The organism is bacterium (assembly GCA_029210965.1).
In the GTDB taxonomy this organism is placed as follows: domain Bacteria; phylum BMS3Abin14; class BMS3Abin14; order BMS3Abin14; family BMS3Abin14; genus JALHUC01.
Window position 1 is genome coordinate 1 of the sequence record JARGFZ010000004.1, and the last position, 20,176, is coordinate 20,176.

The 20,176-nt window shown below is 53.6% G+C and carries 18 protein-coding genes and 3 tRNA genes; 4 read left to right on the forward strand and 17 right to left on the reverse strand.

Annotated features, from left to right (window positions below):
* Window positions 1–212 precede the first annotated feature (212 nt).
* The 10 genes from P1S59_02770 to P1S59_02815 form a co-directional block, all read right to left on the reverse strand.
* On the reverse strand, window positions 213–704 hold the full coding sequence (locus P1S59_02770; GenBank protein ID MDF1525183.1) for a hypothetical protein: 492 nt from the start codon (window positions 702–704) through the stop codon (window positions 213–215).
* Window positions 705–782: 78 nt separating this feature from the next.
* A complete protein-coding gene (locus tag P1S59_02775; GenBank protein MDF1525184.1) occupies window positions 783–1,475 on the reverse strand; it encodes a YggS family pyridoxal phosphate-dependent enzyme in 693 nt (230 codons plus the stop codon).
* Between the two features lie 228 nt (window positions 1,476–1,703).
* Window positions 1,704–2,267 (reverse strand): hypothetical protein, encoded by a 564-nt coding sequence (locus P1S59_02780; protein ID MDF1525185.1) that lies wholly within the window; start codon window positions 2,265–2,267, stop codon window positions 1,704–1,706.
* 51 nt (window positions 2,268–2,318) lie between these two features.
* Window positions 2,319–2,395: transfer RNA gene (locus tag P1S59_02785), tRNA-Asp, on the reverse strand.
* Window positions 2,396–2,424: 29 nt separating this feature from the next.
* Window positions 2,425–2,500 (reverse strand) — tRNA-Val (locus P1S59_02790).
* Window positions 2,501–2,622: 122 nt separating this feature from the next.
* Entirely contained in the window at window positions 2,623–5,052 is a 2,430-nt protein-coding gene (gene lon, locus P1S59_02795) for an endopeptidase La (GenBank protein ID MDF1525186.1), read from the reverse strand.
* A gap of 94 nt (window positions 5,053–5,146) precedes the next feature.
* The gene (clpX, locus tag P1S59_02800) at window positions 5,147–6,427 is read right to left on the reverse strand and encodes an ATP-dependent Clp protease ATP-binding subunit ClpX (GenBank protein MDF1525187.1); all 1,281 of its coding nucleotides are present in this window, start codon (window positions 6,425–6,427) and stop codon (window positions 5,147–5,149) included.
* A 16-nt stretch (window positions 6,428–6,443) separates the two neighbouring features.
* On the reverse strand, window positions 6,444–7,043 hold the full coding sequence (gene clpP / locus P1S59_02805) for an ATP-dependent Clp endopeptidase proteolytic subunit ClpP (GenBank protein MDF1525188.1): 600 nt from the start codon (window positions 7,041–7,043) through the stop codon (window positions 6,444–6,446).
* A 147-nt stretch (window positions 7,044–7,190) separates the two neighbouring features.
* The gene (gene tig, locus P1S59_02810) at window positions 7,191–8,537 is read right to left on the reverse strand and encodes a trigger factor (GenBank protein ID MDF1525189.1); all 1,347 of its coding nucleotides are present in this window, start codon (window positions 8,535–8,537) and stop codon (window positions 7,191–7,193) included.
* Window positions 8,538–8,911: 374 nt separating this feature from the next.
* A tRNA-Leu gene (locus P1S59_02815) sits at window positions 8,912–8,996 on the reverse strand.
* Window positions 8,997–9,717: 721 nt separating this feature from the next.
* On the opposite strand from P1S59_02815, the gene P1S59_02820 reads away from it, so the two are divergent.
* Window positions 9,718–10,002 carry a hypothetical protein gene (locus P1S59_02820; GenBank protein ID MDF1525190.1) on the forward strand — a complete coding sequence of 95 codons (285 nt, stop codon included), beginning with the start codon at window positions 9,718–9,720 and terminating at the stop codon, window positions 10,000–10,002.
* A 394-nt stretch (window positions 10,003–10,396) separates the two neighbouring features.
* Window positions 10,397–11,230 carry a DMT family transporter gene (locus P1S59_02825; GenBank protein ID MDF1525191.1) on the forward strand — a complete coding sequence of 278 codons (834 nt, stop codon included), beginning with the start codon at window positions 10,397–10,399 and terminating at the stop codon, window positions 11,228–11,230.
* A gap of 205 nt (window positions 11,231–11,435) precedes the next feature.
* Here the strand turns inward: P1S59_02825 and P1S59_02830 are convergent, their stop codons facing one another.
* The 7 genes from P1S59_02830 to P1S59_02860 all read right to left on the reverse strand — a co-directional run bounded on the left by P1S59_02830 (window position 11,436) and on the right by P1S59_02860 (window position 18,978).
* Window positions 11,436–12,431 carry an NAD-dependent epimerase/dehydratase family protein gene (locus tag P1S59_02830; GenBank protein MDF1525192.1) on the reverse strand — a complete coding sequence of 332 codons (996 nt, stop codon included), beginning with the start codon at window positions 12,429–12,431 and terminating at the stop codon, window positions 11,436–11,438.
* Window positions 12,432–12,438: 7 nt separating this feature from the next.
* Window positions 12,439–13,152, reverse strand: a complete 714-nt coding sequence (locus tag P1S59_02835) for a type II CAAX endopeptidase family protein (GenBank protein MDF1525193.1) — start codon at window positions 13,150–13,152, stop codon at window positions 12,439–12,441.
* Window positions 13,149–14,066 carry a phosphatase PAP2 family protein gene (locus tag P1S59_02840; protein MDF1525194.1) on the reverse strand — a complete coding sequence of 306 codons (918 nt, stop codon included), beginning with the start codon at window positions 14,064–14,066 and terminating at the stop codon, window positions 13,149–13,151. The genes P1S59_02835 and P1S59_02840 overlap by 4 nt, the downstream gene beginning before the upstream one ends.
* Before the next feature lie 233 nt (window positions 14,067–14,299).
* Entirely contained in the window at window positions 14,300–14,821 is a 522-nt protein-coding gene (locus P1S59_02845) for an ankyrin repeat domain-containing protein (protein ID MDF1525195.1), read from the reverse strand.
* Window positions 14,822–15,453: 632 nt separating this feature from the next.
* On the reverse strand, window positions 15,454–16,785 hold the full coding sequence (locus P1S59_02850) for a CHRD domain-containing protein (protein ID MDF1525196.1): 1,332 nt from the start codon (window positions 16,783–16,785) through the stop codon (window positions 15,454–15,456).
* A gap of 313 nt (window positions 16,786–17,098) precedes the next feature.
* Window positions 17,099–17,761, reverse strand: coding sequence for a hypothetical protein (locus tag P1S59_02855; GenBank protein ID MDF1525197.1), 663 nt, complete (start codon window positions 17,759–17,761; stop codon window positions 17,099–17,101).
* 503 nt (window positions 17,762–18,264) lie between these two features.
* Window positions 18,265–18,978, reverse strand: a complete 714-nt coding sequence (locus P1S59_02860) for a FadR/GntR family transcriptional regulator (GenBank protein ID MDF1525198.1) — start codon at window positions 18,976–18,978, stop codon at window positions 18,265–18,267.
* 241 nt (window positions 18,979–19,219) lie between these two features.
* On the opposite strand from P1S59_02860, the gene P1S59_02865 reads away from it, so the two are divergent.
* Both P1S59_02865 and P1S59_02870 read left to right on the forward strand, forming a co-directional pair.
* Window positions 19,220–19,492 carry a hypothetical protein gene (locus P1S59_02865; GenBank protein MDF1525199.1) on the forward strand — a complete coding sequence of 91 codons (273 nt, stop codon included), beginning with the start codon at window positions 19,220–19,222 and terminating at the stop codon, window positions 19,490–19,492.
* Between the two features lie 210 nt (window positions 19,493–19,702).
* Complete coding sequence (locus tag P1S59_02870; protein MDF1525200.1) at window positions 19,703–20,074, forward strand: hypothetical protein; 372 nt, start codon at window positions 19,703–19,705, stop codon at window positions 20,072–20,074.
* Window positions 20,075–20,176: the final 102 nt, after the last annotated feature.

The following is a 20,176-nucleotide window of genomic DNA, read 5'->3' on the forward strand; positions in this document are numbered from 1 at the left end:
CTTACTGTCGGAAGGTTCCCAGCCGATGGACGAGCAACGACAAGCGCAAGGGCAAAGGCAACATAAAAAACGGGATCGCTTCACTCGGGTAACGGTTCGCGATGACAAACCTGGTGCCTTGATTTTTCTCCCAAACGCCCATGCCCCCAAGCACCTATGCACACGGTATTCCCCGTGTCTCCGCGTCTCCGTGTCCCCGCGTCATGATTTTCTCACCGTATCACCGCGTCTCCGTGTCCTGACGGCCCGGACATCAACCAGGCCTTCAGAATCTCAAAGTCTCCGGGTATTTCGAAGCTGCGTTCCAGAAACACCAGCTTCCCCGTGCTGGTGGTGATCACCAGGTGTTCATTGGTGACCTTGACGTCGGCTGTATCCGGTTTGAGGAACTTCTCCGTTGAATGTTCGCTGGTGACCACCATAAGGTCATCCTGAAGTTCTATCTCCTGGGGCGCGAGAAGCGTCACGTTACCGGCACCGAAGACGTTGATCCAGAACATGATATGGGAGATGCTCCAGTAAAGGGCTCCCATCAATACGGCCCAGACCAGTCCTTTGTCGTAGTTGCCGTCAATGGCATGTCCCAGAAAAACAAATCCCGCCAATGCGGGCATGGCCACCCGTCTAAATGGACGCTGGGAAGCTGTAATGCGGATAATGTCGTATAGATCACGACGGGAGTGCTGGAACTTCAGTCTTTTCATATGCTTTGTATGGCGGGTGGGTATGAGCCTGGATGTCTCCGCGTCCCCGCGTCTCCGTGTCCCCGTGTCCCCGTGTCTTTAAAAACCTCTCACACCGAAAATGGCGGTCCCGACCCTCACGATAGTGGCGCCCTCTTCAATGGCAACCTCAAAATCTCCTGTCATTCCCATGGACAGCTCCTTCAGGGAGCTATCCGGGTGACCCTCGGCCACCAGATTGTCCCTGAGCTCTCTAAGGGCCTTGAACCAGGGGCGGGACCTCTCCGGGTCGGGATCAAAGGGAGGCATGGTCATAAGCCCCACAGGCTGGGTACCTTCCTCTTCCATAAGAGCTGCAATGATGTCCCCGGTCTCGGACGGCTCACAGCCGTACTTGACCTTCTCACCAGATACGTTCACCTGGACAAGAGCCTTACACACCTTCCCTTCTTCCAGGTAACGATGGGAGACTTCCCTGGCAAGGAGGACAGAATCGATGGAGTGGACCCAATCAAAAAGGGCGGGACAGTATTTGGCCTTATTGCTTTGCAAATGCCCCACCAGGTGCCATATCAGACCCTCCGGCAGCTGCGGGATCTTTTCCCGTGACTCCTGGATCCTATTTTCGCCAAAGTGAACCTGCCCCGCCAGAGCTGCCTCCTCGATCCGCTCTGTGGGCATGGTCTTACTGATGGCGAGGAGCATGATGTCGTCGGCCAGCCTGCCGGTTTTTTCAGCGGCCACCCTTATCCGGCCCAGAACCTTTGTGATGTTACCTTTTACAGTAGACATATTCCCCCCGATCAGTCTCCCGGCGATGACTTGTTGACACCGCCAGATTTGTCCAGCAGGGTCCGATACTGGGTCGCCCATTAAATAAACGCCTCGATCTTGTAAAACCTTGTCTGAGTTTTACGTTGCGGGGCATTATAGTGGTTATATCAGTTGTCAGGGGCAAAATCAGCCATCACTTGAAACGGATAAGCGCTGGCATATGAAAATTAAAGGTCGGGTCTATTACTATTGGACTGGGATCTTATGAGGACCTGATTGCAGGGAACGGAACTTTCCAGCAAGGTTATCATACCTCACTTGAGCCGTCTCGGCCCAGGTCGTTCCCGGGAATTTCTTGATGACATCTCCATACACAACTAAAGCTTTGTCAAAAATTTTCATGTATCCAATATCGAGCATGACCGCTGCCTTGAACAAGGCTTCAGAAGCAATTTGATCGTTTATCGCTTCCTCTGCAGCCAGCATATAATTTTCATAAGCTTTCTGGATCAGGGGGGCTGTATAGGTGGTGAGGAACATTCCTGTAATGTTCTTTTCTTTCCTTGCTGTATCGATCTGACCTTTGGTAGCTTCACCCAGCAGGAGGTATGCCTCAGCAGCAAGACTGCTTCGTGAATAATTTTGAAGATATTTCTCCATATCGTGAACAACCCAGTCATAGTCACCCCGCACCAGATCTTCTCTGGCATGCTGAATGATAACATTTTCCTGAACTGAAGGGGGCGGGGTGGAAACGCAGGAGAACAACAGAGTACACCATATCAATGAGCCAACTGTTATTTTTTTCATCAGTTCACCATTACGTAAAAAGGGGCTGCATCCGCAGCCCCTCGTGATCTTTGGCGGGGTCGACGGGACTCGAACCCGCGGCCTCCGGCGTGACAGGCCGGCGTTATAACCGACTTAACTACGACCCCTATTTATCTTCAACATTTTTTTAGAGAACTGGTGGGCGGTACAAGGCTCGAACTTGTGACCCCCGGCTTGTAAGGCCGATGCTCTCCCAACTGAGCTAACCGCCCGACAGGGAATTACTTATATTCTTCTTGGGTACTGCTGTCAACTACTGTTTAGTTTCTGGCGCCTAATGTCCAGTGTCCAGGGTTTTGCCTGGAACCTGAAACTTGGAACCTGGAACAATATGTCAATGCGTCTGAACAGGATCCACCTTTGCTGTAACGGCGCTGGTGGGATCGGTGTCAAAAGGCCGCAGCGCAGGGATCGGCTGCTCTTCCCGAGCCTCACACAGAGCTATTGCAAGCACTTCATCAACGCTCTCCACCGGGTGGATGCTGAGTCCCTTGAGAATCTCCCTGGGGACCTCTTTCAGGTTCATCTCGTTCTCAATGGGAATGATCACATGGGAGACTCCGCCGCGGTTAGCTGCCAGAAGTTTCTCCTTGAGTCCGCCTATCTTAAGTACCCGGCCTCTCAGGGTGATCTCACCCGTCATGGCTATATCGTGCCTGACCGGCCTTCCTGTCAGAGCCGAAGCCAGGGACGTGGCAAGAGTGATACCGGCGGACGGGCCGTCTTTGGGAATAGCACCCTCAGGCACGTGAACGTGAATATCCACCTTCTGGTAAAAATCCCTTGGCAAACCAAGATCTTCCGCCCTGGACCTGACATAACTGAGAGCTGCCCGAGCCGATTCCTGCATGACATCACCCAGTTTACCGGTGAGGATCAGGTTCCCCTTACCCTCCAGTATGGTCACTTCAGTCTGCAGGATCTCTCCTCCAACCTCGGTCCAGGCAAGGCCGGTTGTCAGACCAACCCGGTCCTTATCTTCGATGAGACCGTGCTTGAACTTAGGCACACCCAGGAATTCTCCCACCATCTTGGGTGAAATGGTTATTCGCTTGCCATTTTCTTTTTCCTTGACCACTTCACGAGCCACCTTACGGCACACGGATGCCAGCTCTCTCTCCAGGTTTCGGACACCACTCTCCCGCGTGTACCCGCGGATGAGCTCCAAAATCCCTTTATCGGTGAAATTGACGTTGTCCTCGGTAAGACCGTTGACCTCCATCTGTTTACTCACCAGGAAACTTTTGGCAATGTTGAGTTTGTCGAGCTCGGTGTAGCCAGCGATCCGGATGATCTCCATGCGGTCCCTCAGGGGCGCCGGGATGGGATCCAGTGAGTTGGCAGTTGTGATGAACATCACCTTGGAGAGATCGTAATCCACCTCGAGATAATGGTCGGAGAAGGCCCCGTTCTGCTCCGGGTCGAGGACCTCGAGCAGTGCCGAAGAGGGATCCCCTCTGAAGTCCATGCTCATCTTGTCGACCTCGTCCAGGAGGAAAACAGGGTTCAGGCTCTCAGCCCGTTTCATGGACTGAAGGATCCTGCCCGGAAGGGCTCCAATATAGGTCCGCCTGTGCCCGCGGATCTCGGCCTCGTCGCGGACTCCGCCTAAGGACAGCCGCACGAAGTTCCGGCCAATGGACCTGGCAATTGATTTTGCGAGGGAGGTCTTCCCAACACCGGGAGGGCCCACGAAGCACAGTATGGGACCCTTCAGCTGGCCCACCAACTGATGAACCGCGAGGTACTCGAGGATCCTTTCCTTCACTTTCTGAAGTCCGTAATGATCCTCATCCAGGATCTTTTCCGCCTCGAGGATGTCCAGTTTGTCTTCGGTGTATGTGTCCCACGGTACTGATATCAGCCAATCTATGTAATTTCGGACAACTGTGGCCTCTGCAGCCATGGGAGCCATCATCTTGAGCCGGCGGAGCTCTTTCATTGCCTTCTCGAGAACATCCTCAGGCATCCCGACCTTTTCGATCTTCTCTTCCAGTTCCTGCAGCTCGGCCTTGGACTCGTCCTTCTCCCCGAGCTCTTTCTGGATGGCTCGCATCTGTTCGTTAAGGTAATACTCCTTCTGCGTCCTCTCCATCTGGCGTTTAACCCTGCTGCGTATCTTTCGCTCGATCTGGAGGATCTCTATCTCCGATTCCAGTATCTGGAGGACCGTCTCAAGTCTCGGGGCAACTTCGATGGTTTCGAGGATATCCTGCTTGTCCTCCAGCTTTATGATAAGGTGTGCCGCCACTGTGTCGGCGAACTTTCCAGGCTCGTTGATAGTGGAAACCGTGGCCAGGACCTCCTGTGGAACCTTCTTGTTGAGTTTGGCATACCTTTCCAGCCGATCTATAATGCTGCGCATCATGGCTTCCAGCTCGGCAGAAAGGGGAATGGAGGTATCGATCTCTTCGTAGGTGGCGGAAAGGTAGTCATCCATGATGCTGTACCGGGCAAGCCGCACCCTTTTCTGCCCCTCAACGAGAACCTTAACGGTTCCATCGGGCAGCCGCAGCATCTGCAGGATCGAGGAATGGGTACCAACAAGATTGATCTCATCCGGCTCAGGATCATCGATCTGGGCATCTTTCTGGGCTACCAGAAGGATGTTCTTGTCCGCCGCCATGGCCTCTTCCAGAGCCCGGATGGATTTATCCCGGCCCACAAATAGGGGAACTATCATATGTGGGAACACAACGATATCCCTCAGCGGCAGAACCGGCAGGGATTCCGTGGTTAAAACATTATCATTGCCTTCTGACATGATTTATCACACTCCGATCGCCTGCCCGGTCACTCAAGTCCGGGCGGCAGGAAACTATTTTTGACGTATACGGGCATCCAAAGGACCCTGGTACTCAGGAGACTTTTTTCTCCTTCTCCTTCACCCCTTCTCCCTCACTATCACCCGACTCGTAAAGCAGGATAGGATCTGTTCTATTGTTAACGACTTCTTCGTTAATGATGCACTCCCTGACGTTAGGCTGGGAGGGCAGATCATACATAATATCGAGCATGACCTCTTCGAGGATGGCCCGTAGTCCGCGTGCGCCGGACTTTCTTTTGATCGCTTCAATGGATACGGAGTCCAGGGCGCTATCGGTGAACTTCAGGTTCGTGTCCTCGAACTCGAAGAATTTCTGGTACTGCTTGACCAGTGCATTCTTCGGTTGCGTAAGGATCTGGACAAGCGCGTCCTTGTCAAGGTCGTGGAGAGTCGCCACCACCGGTACCCGCCCGACAAACTCCGGGATCATACCGTATTTGATCAGGTCTTCCGGCTGCATCTTCCCCAGGATCTCCCCGATGTTCTTTTCCGTTTCCGCTTTGATCTCGGCGCCGAAGCCAAGGTTCTTCGCCCCGACCCTCTGCCCGATGACATCGTCCAGCCCCACGAACGCTCCACCGCAGATAAAAAGGATATCATTGGTGTTAACGGCAATGAACTCCTGCTGAGGATGCTTGCGCCCGCCCTGGGGCGGAACGTTGGCGATGGTTCCCTCGATGACCTTCAGTAGAGCCTGCTGGACACCCTCACCGGAAACGTCCCTGGTGATGGATGGATTGTCACTCTTGCGGGCAATCTTGTCGATCTCATCGATATATACGATCCCCTTCTCGGCCCGGGCAACATCGTAATCGGCGTTCTGGAGCAGCCGCAAGATGATGTTCTCCACATCCTCGCCGACGTATCCGGCCTCTGTGAGGGTAGTGGCGTCCACTATGGCAAAGGGGACGTTGATAATGCGCGCCAGTGTCTGTGCCAGGAGAGTCTTTCCTGATCCTGTGGGTCCAATGAGGAAAACGTTACTCTTTTGGAGTTCCACATCTTCCTGGGTCGACTCGATCCTCTTGTAGTGATTGTACACAGCCACGGCAAGGACCTTTTTGGCCCGTTCCTGCCCGATGACATATTCGTCTAAAGCGGCCTTTAACTGGTCCGGTTTGAGGAGGCCGCTGGAAATACGCTCGCTCTCCTCCCGGTCCCACTCCTCCGCAATTATGTCAGTACACAGATCAACACACTCATTACAAATATAGACAGTAGGACCCGCAATGAGTTTGCGGACCTCGTCCTGCGTCTTGCCGCAGAAGGAGCACCTCAGTATTCCAGCATCTTTATTTCTAGTATCGCTCATCTGGTCTCCCCGTTGGTTATTCCTTATTTTCGGTGAGCCTGGTGGAAATAATGGTGTCCACAATACCGTATTCAACGGCTTGCTCACCGGACATGAAGAAATCCCGGTCGGTATCGTTCTCGATCCTGTCCATGGGCTGACCCGTGTTATCGGACAGGATCCTGTTAAGTTCCTCTTTGAGCCTCAGAATTTCCTTTGCGTGGATATCAATATCCGAGGCCTGCCCTGAGAATCCGCCCATAGGCTGATGGATCATGATCCTCGAGTGGGGGAGGGCTAACCGCTTGCCCTTTGTTCCCGCCGAGAGGATCACCGCCGCCATACTGGCAGCCTGCCCGATGCAGATTGTCTCGATTTCGGGTTTAATGTAACGCAGGGTATCGTATATCGCAAGGCCAGCCGATACAGAACCACCCGGACTGTTTATATACAGGTGGATATCTTTCTCTGGCCCTTCAGACTCGAGATAGACAAGTTGGGCTATGAGCAGGTTGGAAACCTGGTCATCGATAGCGGTCCCCATGAAGAGGATCCTGTCCTTGAGGAGCCGGGAATATATATCATAAGCTCGTTCGCCCCGTCCTGATTGTTCGATCACCATAGGTATAAGATTCATAAAAAAAGCCTCCTGAACTATATGTATCGGTGTAACGGCGTATAGGGGTATCGGTGAAAAAACTATTTAATATATTGTTACGGCGATTGTGTCAGGTCTCACTCCAACACACCGGTTCTCCGACACTCCGATACATGTGATTTTCCGCTATTTATTCTTCGCCTTCGTTTTCTTCTCTTTCTTCGCCTTGGCCGGCTTCTCCGTCTCCGCTCCCACTTCTTTTACAGTCGCGTTGTCCAGAACCATAGCAAAAACCTTTTCCCTGACGACATTGAAACCAACTTCGCTCAGAGTCCCTTCTTTACTGTATTCCGCTACGAGCTCATCGGCGTTTTTGCCCATTCGGGAAGCCATCCCCTTCACCACGCTATAGATCTCTTCCTCACTTGCGACTATCTCCTCTTTTTCCCCGATGGCCGTGATGATGTACAGAAGCCTGATGGTCTCAGTGGCCGTCTTCCTCAAGTGTTCCTCATTTTCGAGAATCGACTCCTTGACCTTATTGTTGTCAAGCCCGGACTGGATCATGTTGTCGCCGTACTCCTGAACAATGCGCCTCAGCTCACTGTCCACGAGAGATGGAGGCACCTCGAAAACGTTGTCATCTACAAGACGCTGGGTCAGGTTCCGCCGTAGAGCCTTTTCAGAGTCCGAGGCCTTCATCCGGCCCATGTTCTCCCTGATGGCTGCCATGAGCTCCTCGACATTTTTAAATTCCCCCTGTTCTTTGGCAAAATCGTCGTCCAGATCAGGAAGGTGGAGTTCACGGATATCCTTCAAGTGAAGATCAAAGTGAACCAGCTGTCCAGCCAGCTCCGGCTTGAAAAAATCCTTTGGAAAGGTCAGATCGAACTCTTTTTTCTGGCCGGCCTCCATACCGAGGACCTGCTCCTCAAAGCCGGGAACAGTCTCAGAACTCCCGATGTGGACCAGGTAATCGGTGCCGTTCAGGTCCTGGACAGGCTCACCGTCCATACTACCGGTAAAATCGATATTAGCGACGTCACCGTCCTTTAAAGCGCGCTTCTCTTCAACGCTTACGGTCTCGGCCTGATTCTGTCGCATGTTCTGGAGGAACTTTTCAACCTCTTCATCAGTCACTTCGGAACCTGGCTTGACGAGTTCCAGAGCTTTATAGTCAGCAAGTTCAAAGGTGGGCTCCAGTTCCACCATGGCTTCCATTTTAACGAACTTACCCTCCTCGGTGTTAACACCCGTCAGATAAGGGCTGCCAAAAGGTTTCAGGTCGTGTTCGGCCAGAGCTTCCCTGACCGCCTCCCCCGCAAGAGCGTTGACCGCATCTTTGCCTGAGTCCTCAGAATAGATCCGGCGTACCATCTCCATGGGGGCTTTGCCCTTCCTGAACCCCTTTATCGCGGCACCTTTACGGATCTGAACCAGCTGACGGTCCAGCTCCTCCTGGTATTTATCCCAGGGAACCTCGATGTTAAGTTTGCGTTCTACTTCGCCTGTTACTTCAACGGTGGTTTTCATGTATTTTCCTCGCTTCTATAATATGTTTAGTGCTTGCAACTCGGAAAATCGGTTTCGAGTTTCGAGTTTTAATAAAACCCCTGAAAAAGAGTGCCGATGCTACCTGAATTCTAAAGATTGGGCAAGTCAGGGGAAAAAACATCCTTTTTGTTGCAGATATCAGTACTTTTTGAAGGTGAATAACAGTTTTTTGTCATTTTTTCTTAACATTTCACAAAAAATCATAGATCAGGTATTCCAATTCTTTCACCCGGGACCTGGAACCTGGAACTCCCAACAAAAAGCCCTTCGCCCGGCTTTATAAAGGTTTTCGTCCCCCTTTGAGCCAGTGGCCTGCCATGAGCAAGCCCACTGGTATTTCATGGCGCGTCGAATGGTGCGAGAAGGGGGACTCGAACCCCCACACCGCAAGGTACAGGATCCTAAATCCTGCGCGTCTGCCAGTTCCGCCATTCTCGCACGGCAAAGATTATACAACGGCGGAAAAATAAGGAAACCGCAAAGGACACAGAAGAAGTAAAATAACGCAGGGGATGATCAAATCAAGGGGACAGGCCGTAATTGGTTTGAACAATTGAGAACTGAGGATCCCTGATTCAGGATTCTAATGGATTCCGGGTCCTCGCGTTTATTTCACCCTCCCCTCAATCCCCTCCCCTCAAGGGAGGGGAAGAGTTTGGAATGGATTGAATCATGGCTCGGCCCGGAATGACTTTGGTGAGCGTTTTATCAGGCTTATATTTTCTCCGCTTGCCTCCCTGTCTCAACGTCTCCGTGGTGAAAAAAACCTTGCCTATATAGAAACTATTCTTTCCCAGGATTTACTTAGACACTTCGATACCTGGATACTTAGGAACAGATTTACCCGGAATGACTGTCACGGAGGTTATTCTTCGACATTTAAATTACCGAGACACGCTCGGCGCTGCCGCGCCTCAGGTTCCAGGTTCACTCCCATGCCCCCACGCCCCCATGCTCCCAGGCCCCCCGCCCTGCCTTTCCTTTGGACATTGGACATTGGACTTTGGACTGCCCTTCACCCATCCTCCCCATCGCCCTTTTCCCCTTGCCTCCGAGTCACCCTGTCAGAGCATTCCTGGCCCAAATCCTTCCTATCGAGTTATAATTGTAAATATGCATATTTCAATGTCGGAACCGTGACGCTGCAAAGGGGGGAATCATGGGTACGGACGCCAGGGAGACTGGAAATCAGGGCGATATGGACCTGGAATTCGGAGCACAGATCGAGGAGATCCTTCAGAAGCAGCTAATGGATCTTGAAAGCAAGATCCGGCTCCAGCTGGAGGAAAAGGCAATAGCCATGGTCGAGGAGGAGTGTAAAAAACGGCTGGAAACCCTGCGGGAAAGTATCAGAGAGGAGATTCAGAACGAGGTTGAAAACTGGATCGATGGGGAGTTGGCGCGGCGCATGGAGGAGTTAAAGAAACGAAACGAGAAGATTTGACGCCCGAGTAATTCCAGTTTGCAGGGACGACAGGGGTACCTGGTGGAAACCCTGGTGAAAACCGTTTGACACGTGGACCCGGAGAAAAAACTGACAGCTAACAGTTTTTAACCATGAACAGTTTCTTCAGCATGACCCTACATTACAGCATTGACCGTTTCCTGAAAAACAAAACATAATACCAGAAGGTCACAGGTAGCGTTGCCTCCAAGGCGTCGTCGTAAAGGGCCACTGAGGAGGTCGATTTCCATTTTAAAATTCCCGATTGTGCATTAAAGTCTTTCATTCTCAATCCTCAATACGCAATTCGCAATGTATTTCCTGTTTTGCCCGTGCTAAACCGGAGCTTGGAAGTTCTGTAATTGAGGGATCACTCGGAGTGAAGGACGGATATGTGAGAAGGGAAAACTCAATCCTTCTGCTCGTAGGAGCAGCCCTGTGCTGGAGCCTGGGGGGGGTGCTCATCAAGTGGGTGGACTGGAACCCCATGGCCATTGCAGGGGTGCGCAGCTTGATCGCTGCTGTTTTCGTATGGATCGCCTTCCCGCGGATGAAATTTACGTGGTCCTTCTACCAACTCGCCGGCGCCGGAGCCTACGCGGCAAACATGATCACCTTCGTGGTCGCCAACAAGATGACCACTTCCGCCAATGCCGTCCTGCTCCAGTACACCGCTCCGGCCTGGGTGGCCCTTTTTTCCGTCTGGTTTCTCAAGGAGAAAATAAGACGCTCCGACTGGGTGACCATATCCCTGGTCACGGGCGGGATCGTTCTGTTCTTTATGGACAAGCTCAGCTTCAGCGGTTTTTGGGGGAACATGGCAGCTGTCGCCAGCGGCTTTGCCTTTGCCTGGGTCTTTCTACTTTTCCGCCGACAGAAGGAACATGCGCCTTACGGGTCTTTGTTTATCGGGAATGTCCTGGCCGGGATAATCTGCATACCCTTCATGTTCCAGGGGTCTCCCGGCGGTAAGGATCTTGCCGCCCTCCTGCTGCTTGGAGTCGTTCAGTTGGGAGTCGCCTATTCCTTGTATTCAGTGGCCAGCAGATATATCACCGCCATCGAGGCGGCCCTCATCCTGCTCCTCGAACCGCTCCTCAACCCCGTGTGGACTTTTCTCGCCCATGGGGAGGTGCCGGGAAAATGGGCCATGGTCGGGGGTTCCGTAATTCTCGGTGCGATCACATTCCAGGCGGTTTTCCGCGCCCGGGAGCCTGCGGGAGTTTAATTCTCCCGGCAGGCCGCAAAACCCGAAGTTTTCACCAGGGATCAAACCCGGACATCCTGTGAGCATACCCGGCTTATATCGGCATGAATGGGCAAAACAGCCGGCCGCCGACCTTTTCACCCGTGTCCTGGCTCTTCACAGTTCCGAACCCGAAAGGAAAAGGATCAGCAGACAGGCAGCCCGCCTCCATGCCGGAGGGGGGTCATCACCCTTTCCGCTGGCGGTACCACGCCACGGTCCTCGCCACGGCCTCAGGGAAACCGACGACGGGACTGTAGCCCAGAAGACGCCTGGCCTTATCGATGGAGAAGTGATAGTCCCGGCCCCCGTTGGATGCGCGGTACCGGGTGAGCTGCGGTGGTGTTGAGATGCCCAGGAGCCTGTAAGCTCCTTCCCACACAGCTCCTGCGGTGTAGGCCAGGGGAAAGGGAATGGAGAGTCTCGGGGGACGGATATCCAGTTCAGAGGCGAGACTTTCCGTGAACTTCCGCCAGGTGATGTCAAGACCGTCGGTGATGAAAAACGCCTCGCCAGACGCCTGCGGTATCGTGCATGCTGCCAGGATCCCCTCTGCCAGGTTCTCGACATAGGTGGGGCAGGTCCAGCTGCGTCCCCCTCCGATGTATCCCGCCTTGCCCGTTATCATGGCATCGAGGTACTTATCGATGAATGTGTGGTCCCGGGGACCGAAGACGTTGCCCGGCCGGATGCTCGTCACCTCCATGGGAACCGAAGTGGAAAAGTCGAAGAGCCATCGCTCGGCGATCTTCTTGGTCTCGCAGTAGGGAAATGGGGTTCTGGCCATGGGAGACGACTCTTTAAGGTCCCGGAAACCGGGGAAACCGTGCACCGCGGTGGTTCCTATGTGGACGAAACGACGCACCCCGGCGCCGGCGGCAGCGGCGGCCGTGTTTCGTGTCCCGGTGACGTTGACCTCGTAAAACCTGCTGTAGGGCCCCCAATCGGAAGCAAGGCCTGCCACGTGGACGACAGTATCCACATCTGCCATGGGTTTCGTAAGACTGGCACTGTCGGTCACGTCCCCTGTAAACAGATGAAGGTCAAGATCGCTGATAAGCGACAGATCCGAGGTCGACCGGACGAGCCCCCTGACCTGATACCCCGTGGACAGGAGTTTCCCGGCTACATGACTGCCGATAAAACCGTTGATCCCGGTTATCAGGGCGGTTCTCATTTCCATCCCGGTGTCATCCGAAGATCACGAGAAGGTCTACCAGGACGCCGAGGGCAGCGTGAATGATCCACCCGTACCAGATAGAACCGGTCCTCAGGGCCAGGCCCCCCAGGATCAGCCCCGCGATGATGGAACCGATGAGCTCCCCCTCGGGCTTACCTATGTGGATGAGGCAGGAGGGGATCGTCTGTATCAGGATGGCGTTCACCCCCCCGAACGTGCGCGCAAGGGGAAACAGCAGGAACCCCCGGAAGAAAAACTCCCAGGCCAGGTAGTAAAGAAGGACATAGGCGGTCTCGTAGATCATCAACAGGTCGGTGCGGGTTGCCACGATCATGGCGAGGGGGTATTCCAGATGGACCTCGGGCATGGAGGACGCCAGGAGGGAAAAAGGGACCACGAGGAGAGGAAGGGCGACAGCTGTGAAGATAAGCCCGAAGCGCCGGTCGCCCCACTTCAGCCCCAGTTCTCCCGGCTTAAGGCCCATCCCGAACCTGGCCACAAGAAAGGGGATCGCCATGACCAGGAGGAAAAAGGAGAGCCACTGGAAAAGGACCGCATGAAAACCTGCCAGGGGGCCGCCGGACAGAGCCGGGAACCATTCCGGGAACCGGTCCGCCCATCCCCAGGTGCGGTATATGGTGAGGAGGACAGGAGCGGAGAGGAGGATCACGTAGGTGGATGCCTGCTCCCGACCATCCCCGATGGAAATTTCCTGATCCTTCAAATCTCGTCTCCAAAATGTGATGCCATGGCGGAATCGTATCTGTTGCTGAGTCGGCCCCCCAACCGCCAGCTGACCCACCCCCACGCCAGGCCGGCGATGACGTCCGAAAAGTAATGATACCTGAGGTACACGAGGGAAACAAGAATTCCGGAGCCAATCCCCAGGAACCAACGGAACATGGCCCTGTTCTCCCGGAAGGCGAGTATCAGGGTGACCAGTAAAATAGCTGCGTGAAGGCTTGGAAATGCGTCGAGTTTGTTAGGCTCGAGCAGATCGATAAGCCCGCGGATGGGGTCGGACAGAAACCAGCCCTTAAGCTCCACACTCTGCAGGTTGGCCAGGTGGAAACGGGGCCCCTGGACCGGCACGAGGAAATAGACCACATAGGCCCCGTAATAGCAAAGCAGATAGCGGAAAACACCGTCCGACACGGCCCTGTACCGGCGCCTGGCCAGCATCCAGCCAAGGAGTATGACAGGCATTGGAAAATAGAAGGCGTAAAGGATGTACATGCCTTCCGTGAGGGCGGGATGGGTGACTCCCTCCAGCCAGACCGTGGGGTGAAGGCCGAACAGGGCATGATCCGCTGCCGTCATGAGCCAGTCGTAACGCCGGGGATTGAAATAGGGCAGGGTCAGGGCCAGGGATTCAAAAGCGACGAAGAGAAAGAGCACTGTCAGCAGGAGCACAAGGGGAGCCGCCAGGCTGCGGCCCCGGTACCGATCCCTTAAGAATACGGTCGTTTCCACCAGGAGGACCAGAAAGAGGTACAGGAAGGGCGCCGGGAGCAGATTGGGCAGATCTTGAAGGGTTAAGAGATAGAAAAGAAACAGGACGCCGACCATTAACAGGTTTGTGAGATCGATAAGGCTGTAGCGGCGCGGGACCCAGTTGAAGGACCCGCCAGGTTTCATGGTTTGAGTTTCACGGTGCATTCACTCGAATGTACTTCGAAACAAGGGGGAAATTCAAGTAAACCCTCAGACAGCACAATGTCCCAAGGTATTAATTAAACTGAATTCCCGGGCGGTCGGGACCCCCGGAATCTGTGACCCAGGCAGCTTGAAACCACCTGGTAAAAGGATCTCCCTTCCTTGTCGCAGCCATTTTCCAGGGGAGCCCCAAAAAGGTACTCCCAATCCTGGTCCTAATCCTGGTCCTTTCTCACCGACTCTTGCAGCGCAGTGACCGCTTGTTGACAATTCAGGAGCTCTGCCTCCTCTTCCGGTGTGTTGTGATCGTCCACCAGCGTCCTTGCGGTGGTATCTGCGCCGTTTTTAATGAGAAGCTCGATGGCCTGCACATCATCCCCCGCAGCCGCCCAGTGCAAGGGGGTGTAGCCGTTGTGCCCGTATTGCTGGATATCGGCGCCGTAAGAGAGCAGAAGCTCTACGACGTGGAGCCTGTCATCCCGGTCAGTGGACAGAGCCGCGATGAGGGAGGGGAAACCGGCATGGTCTCCATAGTTGGGGTCAGCGCCCAGGTCGAGGAGAGTGCGGATAAAAGCAAAAAAACTGTGGTAGATGGCGTATTCCAGGACGATCTCGCCTATACCGCGCGGTCCACGGCAGTTGGGGAAGTCAGGGGGATCGTTGAGGAGGTATTTGATCCTCTCCAGATCACCGTTGACGTAGGCTTCGTGCAGCGCCAGGGCATCGCATTTGTCCATATTTAAAACCTAATGGAGCTAGGCCTGGATGTAAAGGGAAGGAAGGGTTTGGGGTTTGGGGTTTGGGGTTTGGGGTTTGGGGTTTGGGGTTTGGGGTTTGTGTCCGTACGTCCGCAGGCCGTAAAGGAAAAAGTTCTGACGCACATACACATCCACGCTCTACGCACATACGAATAAAGGCGGCCCGAAGGCCGCCCGTGGTTACATATTGACTTCAGCGGTTATGGATCTCAATCCGTGATCCGCAATCCTTGATTGATTATTACACCTACCCTTCTCATCCATCGCACGGGACAGGGTATCCCAGCAGGTTCCATTGCATTCACCTGGAAAATGATCCGTATAGAATGAGGTTTTGCTAGCAGTCCGCCCGTTCGGGTCCATGATGAAAATACCGCTTTCATCATATTCGTCTCCGCAGGAGATCACTCATGCGACCACCAATACAGTTAGAATGATTCCCAGTCCAACCATCAACCCACGCTTCATATTCCACATCCCGTTTTGCACTACAATACAGGACCAGCCAGGTCTTCACTCCCCTGGCCTATTTTACCCCCCTTTACACAAAGCGAGCGGAACCCGGCAGGTCCCGCTCGCTTTAAAAGGTGCAGTTACAAGCTGCCTCCCCGTCACTCAGGGCAGACAGACCACTGACAGACGCCGTCAACGCACAGGCAGCCGCCCTCAGGCTGGTAAGGCAGCTCCTCGCAGGTCGACCCAAGTGATTCTGCTGCACAGATCTCTAAACTGCATCCTCCAACGATGCCGTCTTCGTTAGTCTCGCAGCTGTTGTCAAAACCGATCCCCTCGAAGCGCTCTAAGTATGGGTCTTCCGGATTCACTGTCGCCTCGCACTCGTCATCACTGTCATCGTCGGCACAAAAATCCTTGCATTCGTCCTTGCAGACCTCCATGGAAACTTCCGGATACCCTTCCAGACATTCTTCCATACAGTCATTAATGCAGTCATCATCACAATCGTTATACCAGTCATCGTCGTCATCGTGACAGAAACCGCCGATATCGATACGCTCGATCTGGCCCCTTATTTCTCCGGCGGGCCAGGTTTCAGTGTGGATATTGACGTAGGTCATCCCCTCGTCCATGGCGGCGACGAGAGCGCTCACCGGAGAGCCGGCGAAATCACCCATGAGCGAGGCCTCCAGGACCATCCCTGCCATGAGAAATTCACCCGAGTTATCAGAACCGTTGAAGAGGGTCGCTGCCGCAGGCCCGTTGGAACCCATGGCTCCATAATGGATGTGAGCCCCAATTACGGTCCCGATGTGGGCAGCCTGAAGAATAAAGGCCAGCTGGTCTCCGCTACCGTTGTCGTAGAAGATGGTTTTGCCCGAGGCTTCAGTCATGACAGACGGGATTGCGGACGCCCCTGAAAGCTCAGCCAGCAGGACTCCCTCATCACACACCTCCTGCGCATCGCAGGCCGGTGTCCAGGTTATGGGCTCATCGGCTGCGAGAATGACCTCTTCCCACAGGTCGCCCCGCACAAGGTAGAGGTCCCACGGGAAAAGCTCTTCTTCGGGGAGTGCGCCCTTGATATGGACGTTGCCGCCGCCGTTGGACATGGCCTCACCCAGAAGCGTGGGCATGGGCTGAGGCATCATCATCCCCTCGGGGATCCTGGGTGAAGCGATGAGAGCATAGAGCATCTCCCTCTCGAGACCGTGGCCGTTAAAAACAAACCGGGAGGGCACACCGCAGAAGGTGTAGGATATCCTGGCCCATGCTTCACTGTCTTTCTTGCCCTTGAAGGGTTCATCCACCTGGTGAAAATAGAGGTGGGCCACATTATCCGAGTCGGCCCAGTCATCAAAAACCGCGGCGGGATTTCCGCACCCCATGGTCGGTTTTTTGCTGCCGTCGCTGGACATGCTAAACCCCGGCAGGATAACCATGCCGACAAAGAGAAGAGCAATCAGGATAGCTGTTTTGTTTCTCACGGCTTTACCCCCTTGAAGCGATGCGGCGGTCTTCTGCCTGGCCGCCGTATTAACGTAACAAAGGAGAAAACACCAGGAAACCCCTCTGTTATCTTGATAAGGATAAGAATATCAGAGATCAGGCCCATTTCAAGGCCGTACGGGCAGTTCTGAACCTTTTAGATCAGCGAAAACACCGATAACAGCGCCCTATTAAAAACAAGGCCCTTCCCGCGCGATGCGGGAAGGGCATGTTACCTGTAAGGTCAAATTAGCATAACCGATGTCGTCCCTTTGCCGTCAGTAACCCTCCATCATGAGCCCCATGGGAATGTCATCGATGTACATCCCGTCGACCCCGGCCTCGGACATGAACAGCCACTCCAGCTGATTGTCGATGGTAAAGACCAGAACACTGAAACCGTAATAGTGCAGCGCAGCAACCACCAAAGCGGCCGCGGAAAGGGTGCGGCGGATCCGCGGTCATAAAGAGAAGGTTCTTATCGAGTGACGCGATGCTCGATCCCGTGGCGAATAGTGTGGCGATGTAGTTGCCCAGAGCATCCCCGCCTCCTTCCGGAAAATACCCTGGTACACGAAACAGCCAGAGGATCGGATAGCCAGGCGCCGGTTCGATGCCGACCTCTCCCCAGGTAAGACCAAAGGAATCTTTTTCGATGATCTGCACCTTGTAGTCCGAATACAGCTCTATTAACTCACGGGGGAGCAGCTGCAGCGCGTCCACAGCCAACATTCGGGGGATATCAGACTCCCCCGCCTTGGCCAGATCCAGTATCTCGGGCGAGTACGACTCAATAGTGACCTGATCCACCATCCTCGTGAAGCGGATGTCCTCCAGCACAGCGTCCACCAGGGTCTGGATGGCCTCGGGCTCATCCTCCAGGGGGACGCAGAACGGGGTCGGTATTTTGATCTCCACCACCACCTGCCCGCTGGGCCTGTCCGATCGATTCATAACACTGTAGGTGCGTGACACCCTCAGGATCTGCTTCAGGGAAGAAACGTCCGGGAGGATCCCCTTGAGCCTTTTAAAGGTCAGGGTGTTAACGCAGGTCAGGTTGGGCAGAAAGTTGTCCCCTTCCCCGTAAAGCCAGTCATTTAAATTCGTAAAACCCCTGGAGTAAATGCCTCCTCCATGGCAGCGGAAGCTGCGGAAGGGAGGAGCGAAGATGAGCGATGTAAAGGATAAGAGTCCTGGTGTGGGGGTTCGTTCGGATGCCAGGGAGGGTCGCTGGGCGATATTTGCATTGGAGACTGGGAGTTTATAGCAAGACGGCCGTAAAAGATGAAGAACGAGAAATTAGGAATGCTGGTGTCAGAGCATTTTAAAGGGCAGTCCGGGAATTTGGGGTTCGGAGTTTTGATCACAAAGAACTCTTAATCGCTTGTACGCAGAGCGTAAAAGAGAGGGAATTTTTGCGGGAGTGTGGAGTGTAGGGATGGAGGATGTGGGGGAAAGATCTGAAGCCTGGCCTTTTGTCACTGCTCTCTCCCTTTTTCCCCGTTTAACACCTCGAACAGCATGCCCTCAGTCTCCTCCAGGTGCTCGCGCATAACGTCCGCGGCGAGTCCCCCTTCACCAGCCTTGATGGCAGCAAGGATCTCCTTGTGGCGGGCAAGTGACATCTGCGGCCTGCTTTCAAGCTGCAGGTATTTGTCACGGGTTTCCGCCAGGGAATCCAGCAGGCTGTCCATAATGCTGATGAGGATCTTGTTCTTGGCAGCCTTGAAAATGAGATCGTGAAGTGTCTTCTCAGGGGTTAGCTGGGGATCACTGATGGTCAGTAGTTGTTCCTGCATGTTCACGATCTGTTCCATCTCATCTATTTCAGCCGGGGTGGCCCGTTGGGCAGCCAGATCGGCCAGTTGAGGTTCAATGAGCCGTCGCATCTCGAACAGTTCCAGTTGATCGAACTTCTCCTTCATTATTACAGCTGCGAAAGGTTCGATTAATAGTTCAATGGGCTGTTGGGAGATGTATGTCCCGTCCCCCTGCCTGCTCACCAGAAACCTCTGGCTCTCCAGGGCTCTGAGAGCTTCCCTTACCGACGGTCTGCTCACCTTGAATGCTGCGGCAAGCTCCCTCTCGGCAGGCAGTTGATCTCCGGTTTTAAGCTTACCCTGCTCGATCATGTCCTTGATCTTGAAAACGATCTCTTCGTAAATTCTGGTTTTTTTAACAGGTTTAAACATAGGCGTCCCCGTAAACACTTTGTGGAAGAAACCCGTGGCAACGGATCCTGATTTCCCCCATGCCAGCTTTATACCATATAATGGGGACCTAAAGCACAAAATAAACTGCGGGGGATAGAATCATGTAGGAAAACCGACTCAAATCGGTCGGTTCTTGTTTGTCTTGATTTCAATCTATTCTTCCGTATAATGTGCCCTCGTTCAATGGAACCCAATATTATAATACTGAGGAGATAAAAGGATGTATTTTGATGATGGAAGAGTCACAATTAGGGAATGTCCGTGTTGCACCGAAGTTCATGAATACGACATTCAACTGATCACCAAACCCATGCAGGTCATGCTCACCGATAATAAAGAGGCAGATAAATGTTCTACCCCCATCGAAGGTAAATACCTCTGCCCCAAAACCAACGAGGAATTCGAGCATGAGGTTAACGTGATCCACCGATTCTACGAAATGCTCCGGGGCATCGAAACGAGGCTCGTGACTGAGAAAGCGGAAGAGGAATAGATTCCCTGATCCGCCTGTCACACTGCTGACACAGCCGAATTTTTGAAAGGCCGCCTCTTACCCGGGGCGGTCTTTTTAGTTCCAGATCTCAGATCTCAAAAATGACCATGTTTATACTCGCACACAAACACCCACCACCCTTTTTCCACAGCCGGTCCTTTTTCTGGTAAAATCATGATCCGGCCGTTCTGAAAACCAAAGGATGAAAAATTGAGAAAAGTGTTTCTTCCGATCCTGATCCTGGTCCCCCTCCTCTTCTCTTGCTCGTCAGGCAAACCCCCCATCGAACTCTTTCAGGACAATGTGGAAAAAATGGTTCTGGTGGACCGCGCGATGGAGTTCAGGGAGGAGGTCACGAATATCAGCATTGTCAACACGACGGGATACGAGGACCAGGTGGAAGTTGAGGTCCGTGTAGAGGGTTGGGCCGTGCACCGCGACCTCGTCATTGGTGCAACCCTGCCTGTCTCAAAAGAAAAAAAGCCGGGTTGGGCCACCTGGAAGTTTTTCCTGGTAAAAGAGGACGATGCCTGGATCATCATGGAAAAGTTCAAGGTGGCGGAGGGGTTTGACGAACAGTAGACAGGAGCCAGGAGAGTACTACGTGTTTGGATGATATAGTCAAGCTTTTCGCGTTACGCCTGACTTACCAACTCATCTAAAAGGATCCTCAACATCAAACAG

Bases quoted from the DNA above. Each gene is read 5' to 3' on its own strand.
- tig (MDF1525189.1), bottom strand. From the start codon at position 8,537: ATGAAAACCACCGTTGAAGTAACAGGCGAAGTAGAACGCAAACTTAAC.
- P1S59_02840 (MDF1525194.1), bottom strand. From the start codon at position 14,066: ATGAAACCTGGCGGGTCCTTCAACTGGGTCCCGCGCCGCTACAGCCTT.
- P1S59_02830 (MDF1525192.1), bottom strand. From the start codon at position 12,431: ATGGAAATGAGAACCGCCCTGATAACCGGGATCAACGGTTTTATCGGC.
- P1S59_02775 (MDF1525184.1), bottom strand. From the start codon at position 1,475: ATGTCTACTGTAAAAGGTAACATCACAAAGGTTCTGGGCCGGATAAGG.
- lon (MDF1525186.1), bottom strand. From the start codon at position 5,052: ATGTCAGAAGGCAATGATAATGTTTTAACCACGGAATCCCTGCCGGTT.
- P1S59_02845 (MDF1525195.1), bottom strand. From the start codon at position 14,821: ATGGACAAATGCGATGCCCTGGCGCTGCACGAAGCCTACGTCAACGGT.
- P1S59_02865 (MDF1525199.1), top strand. From the start codon at position 19,220: ATGTATTTTGATGATGGAAGAGTCACAATTAGGGAATGTCCGTGTTGC.
- P1S59_02770 (MDF1525183.1), bottom strand. From the start codon at position 704: ATGAAAAGACTGAAGTTCCAGCACTCCCGTCGTGATCTATACGACATT.
- P1S59_02860 (MDF1525198.1), bottom strand. From the start codon at position 18,978: ATGTTTAAACCTGTTAAAAAAACCAGAATTTACGAAGAGATCGTTTTC.
- clpP (MDF1525188.1), bottom strand. From the start codon at position 7,043: ATGAATCTTATACCTATGGTGATCGAACAATCAGGACGGGGCGAACGA.
- P1S59_02780 (MDF1525185.1), bottom strand. From the start codon at position 2,267: ATGAAAAAAATAACAGTTGGCTCATTGATATGGTGTACTCTGTTGTTC.
- clpX (MDF1525187.1), bottom strand. From the start codon at position 6,427: ATGAGCGATACTAGAAATAAAGATGCTGGAATACTGAGGTGCTCCTTC.
- P1S59_02820 (MDF1525190.1), top strand. From the start codon at position 9,718: ATGGGTACGGACGCCAGGGAGACTGGAAATCAGGGCGATATGGACCTG.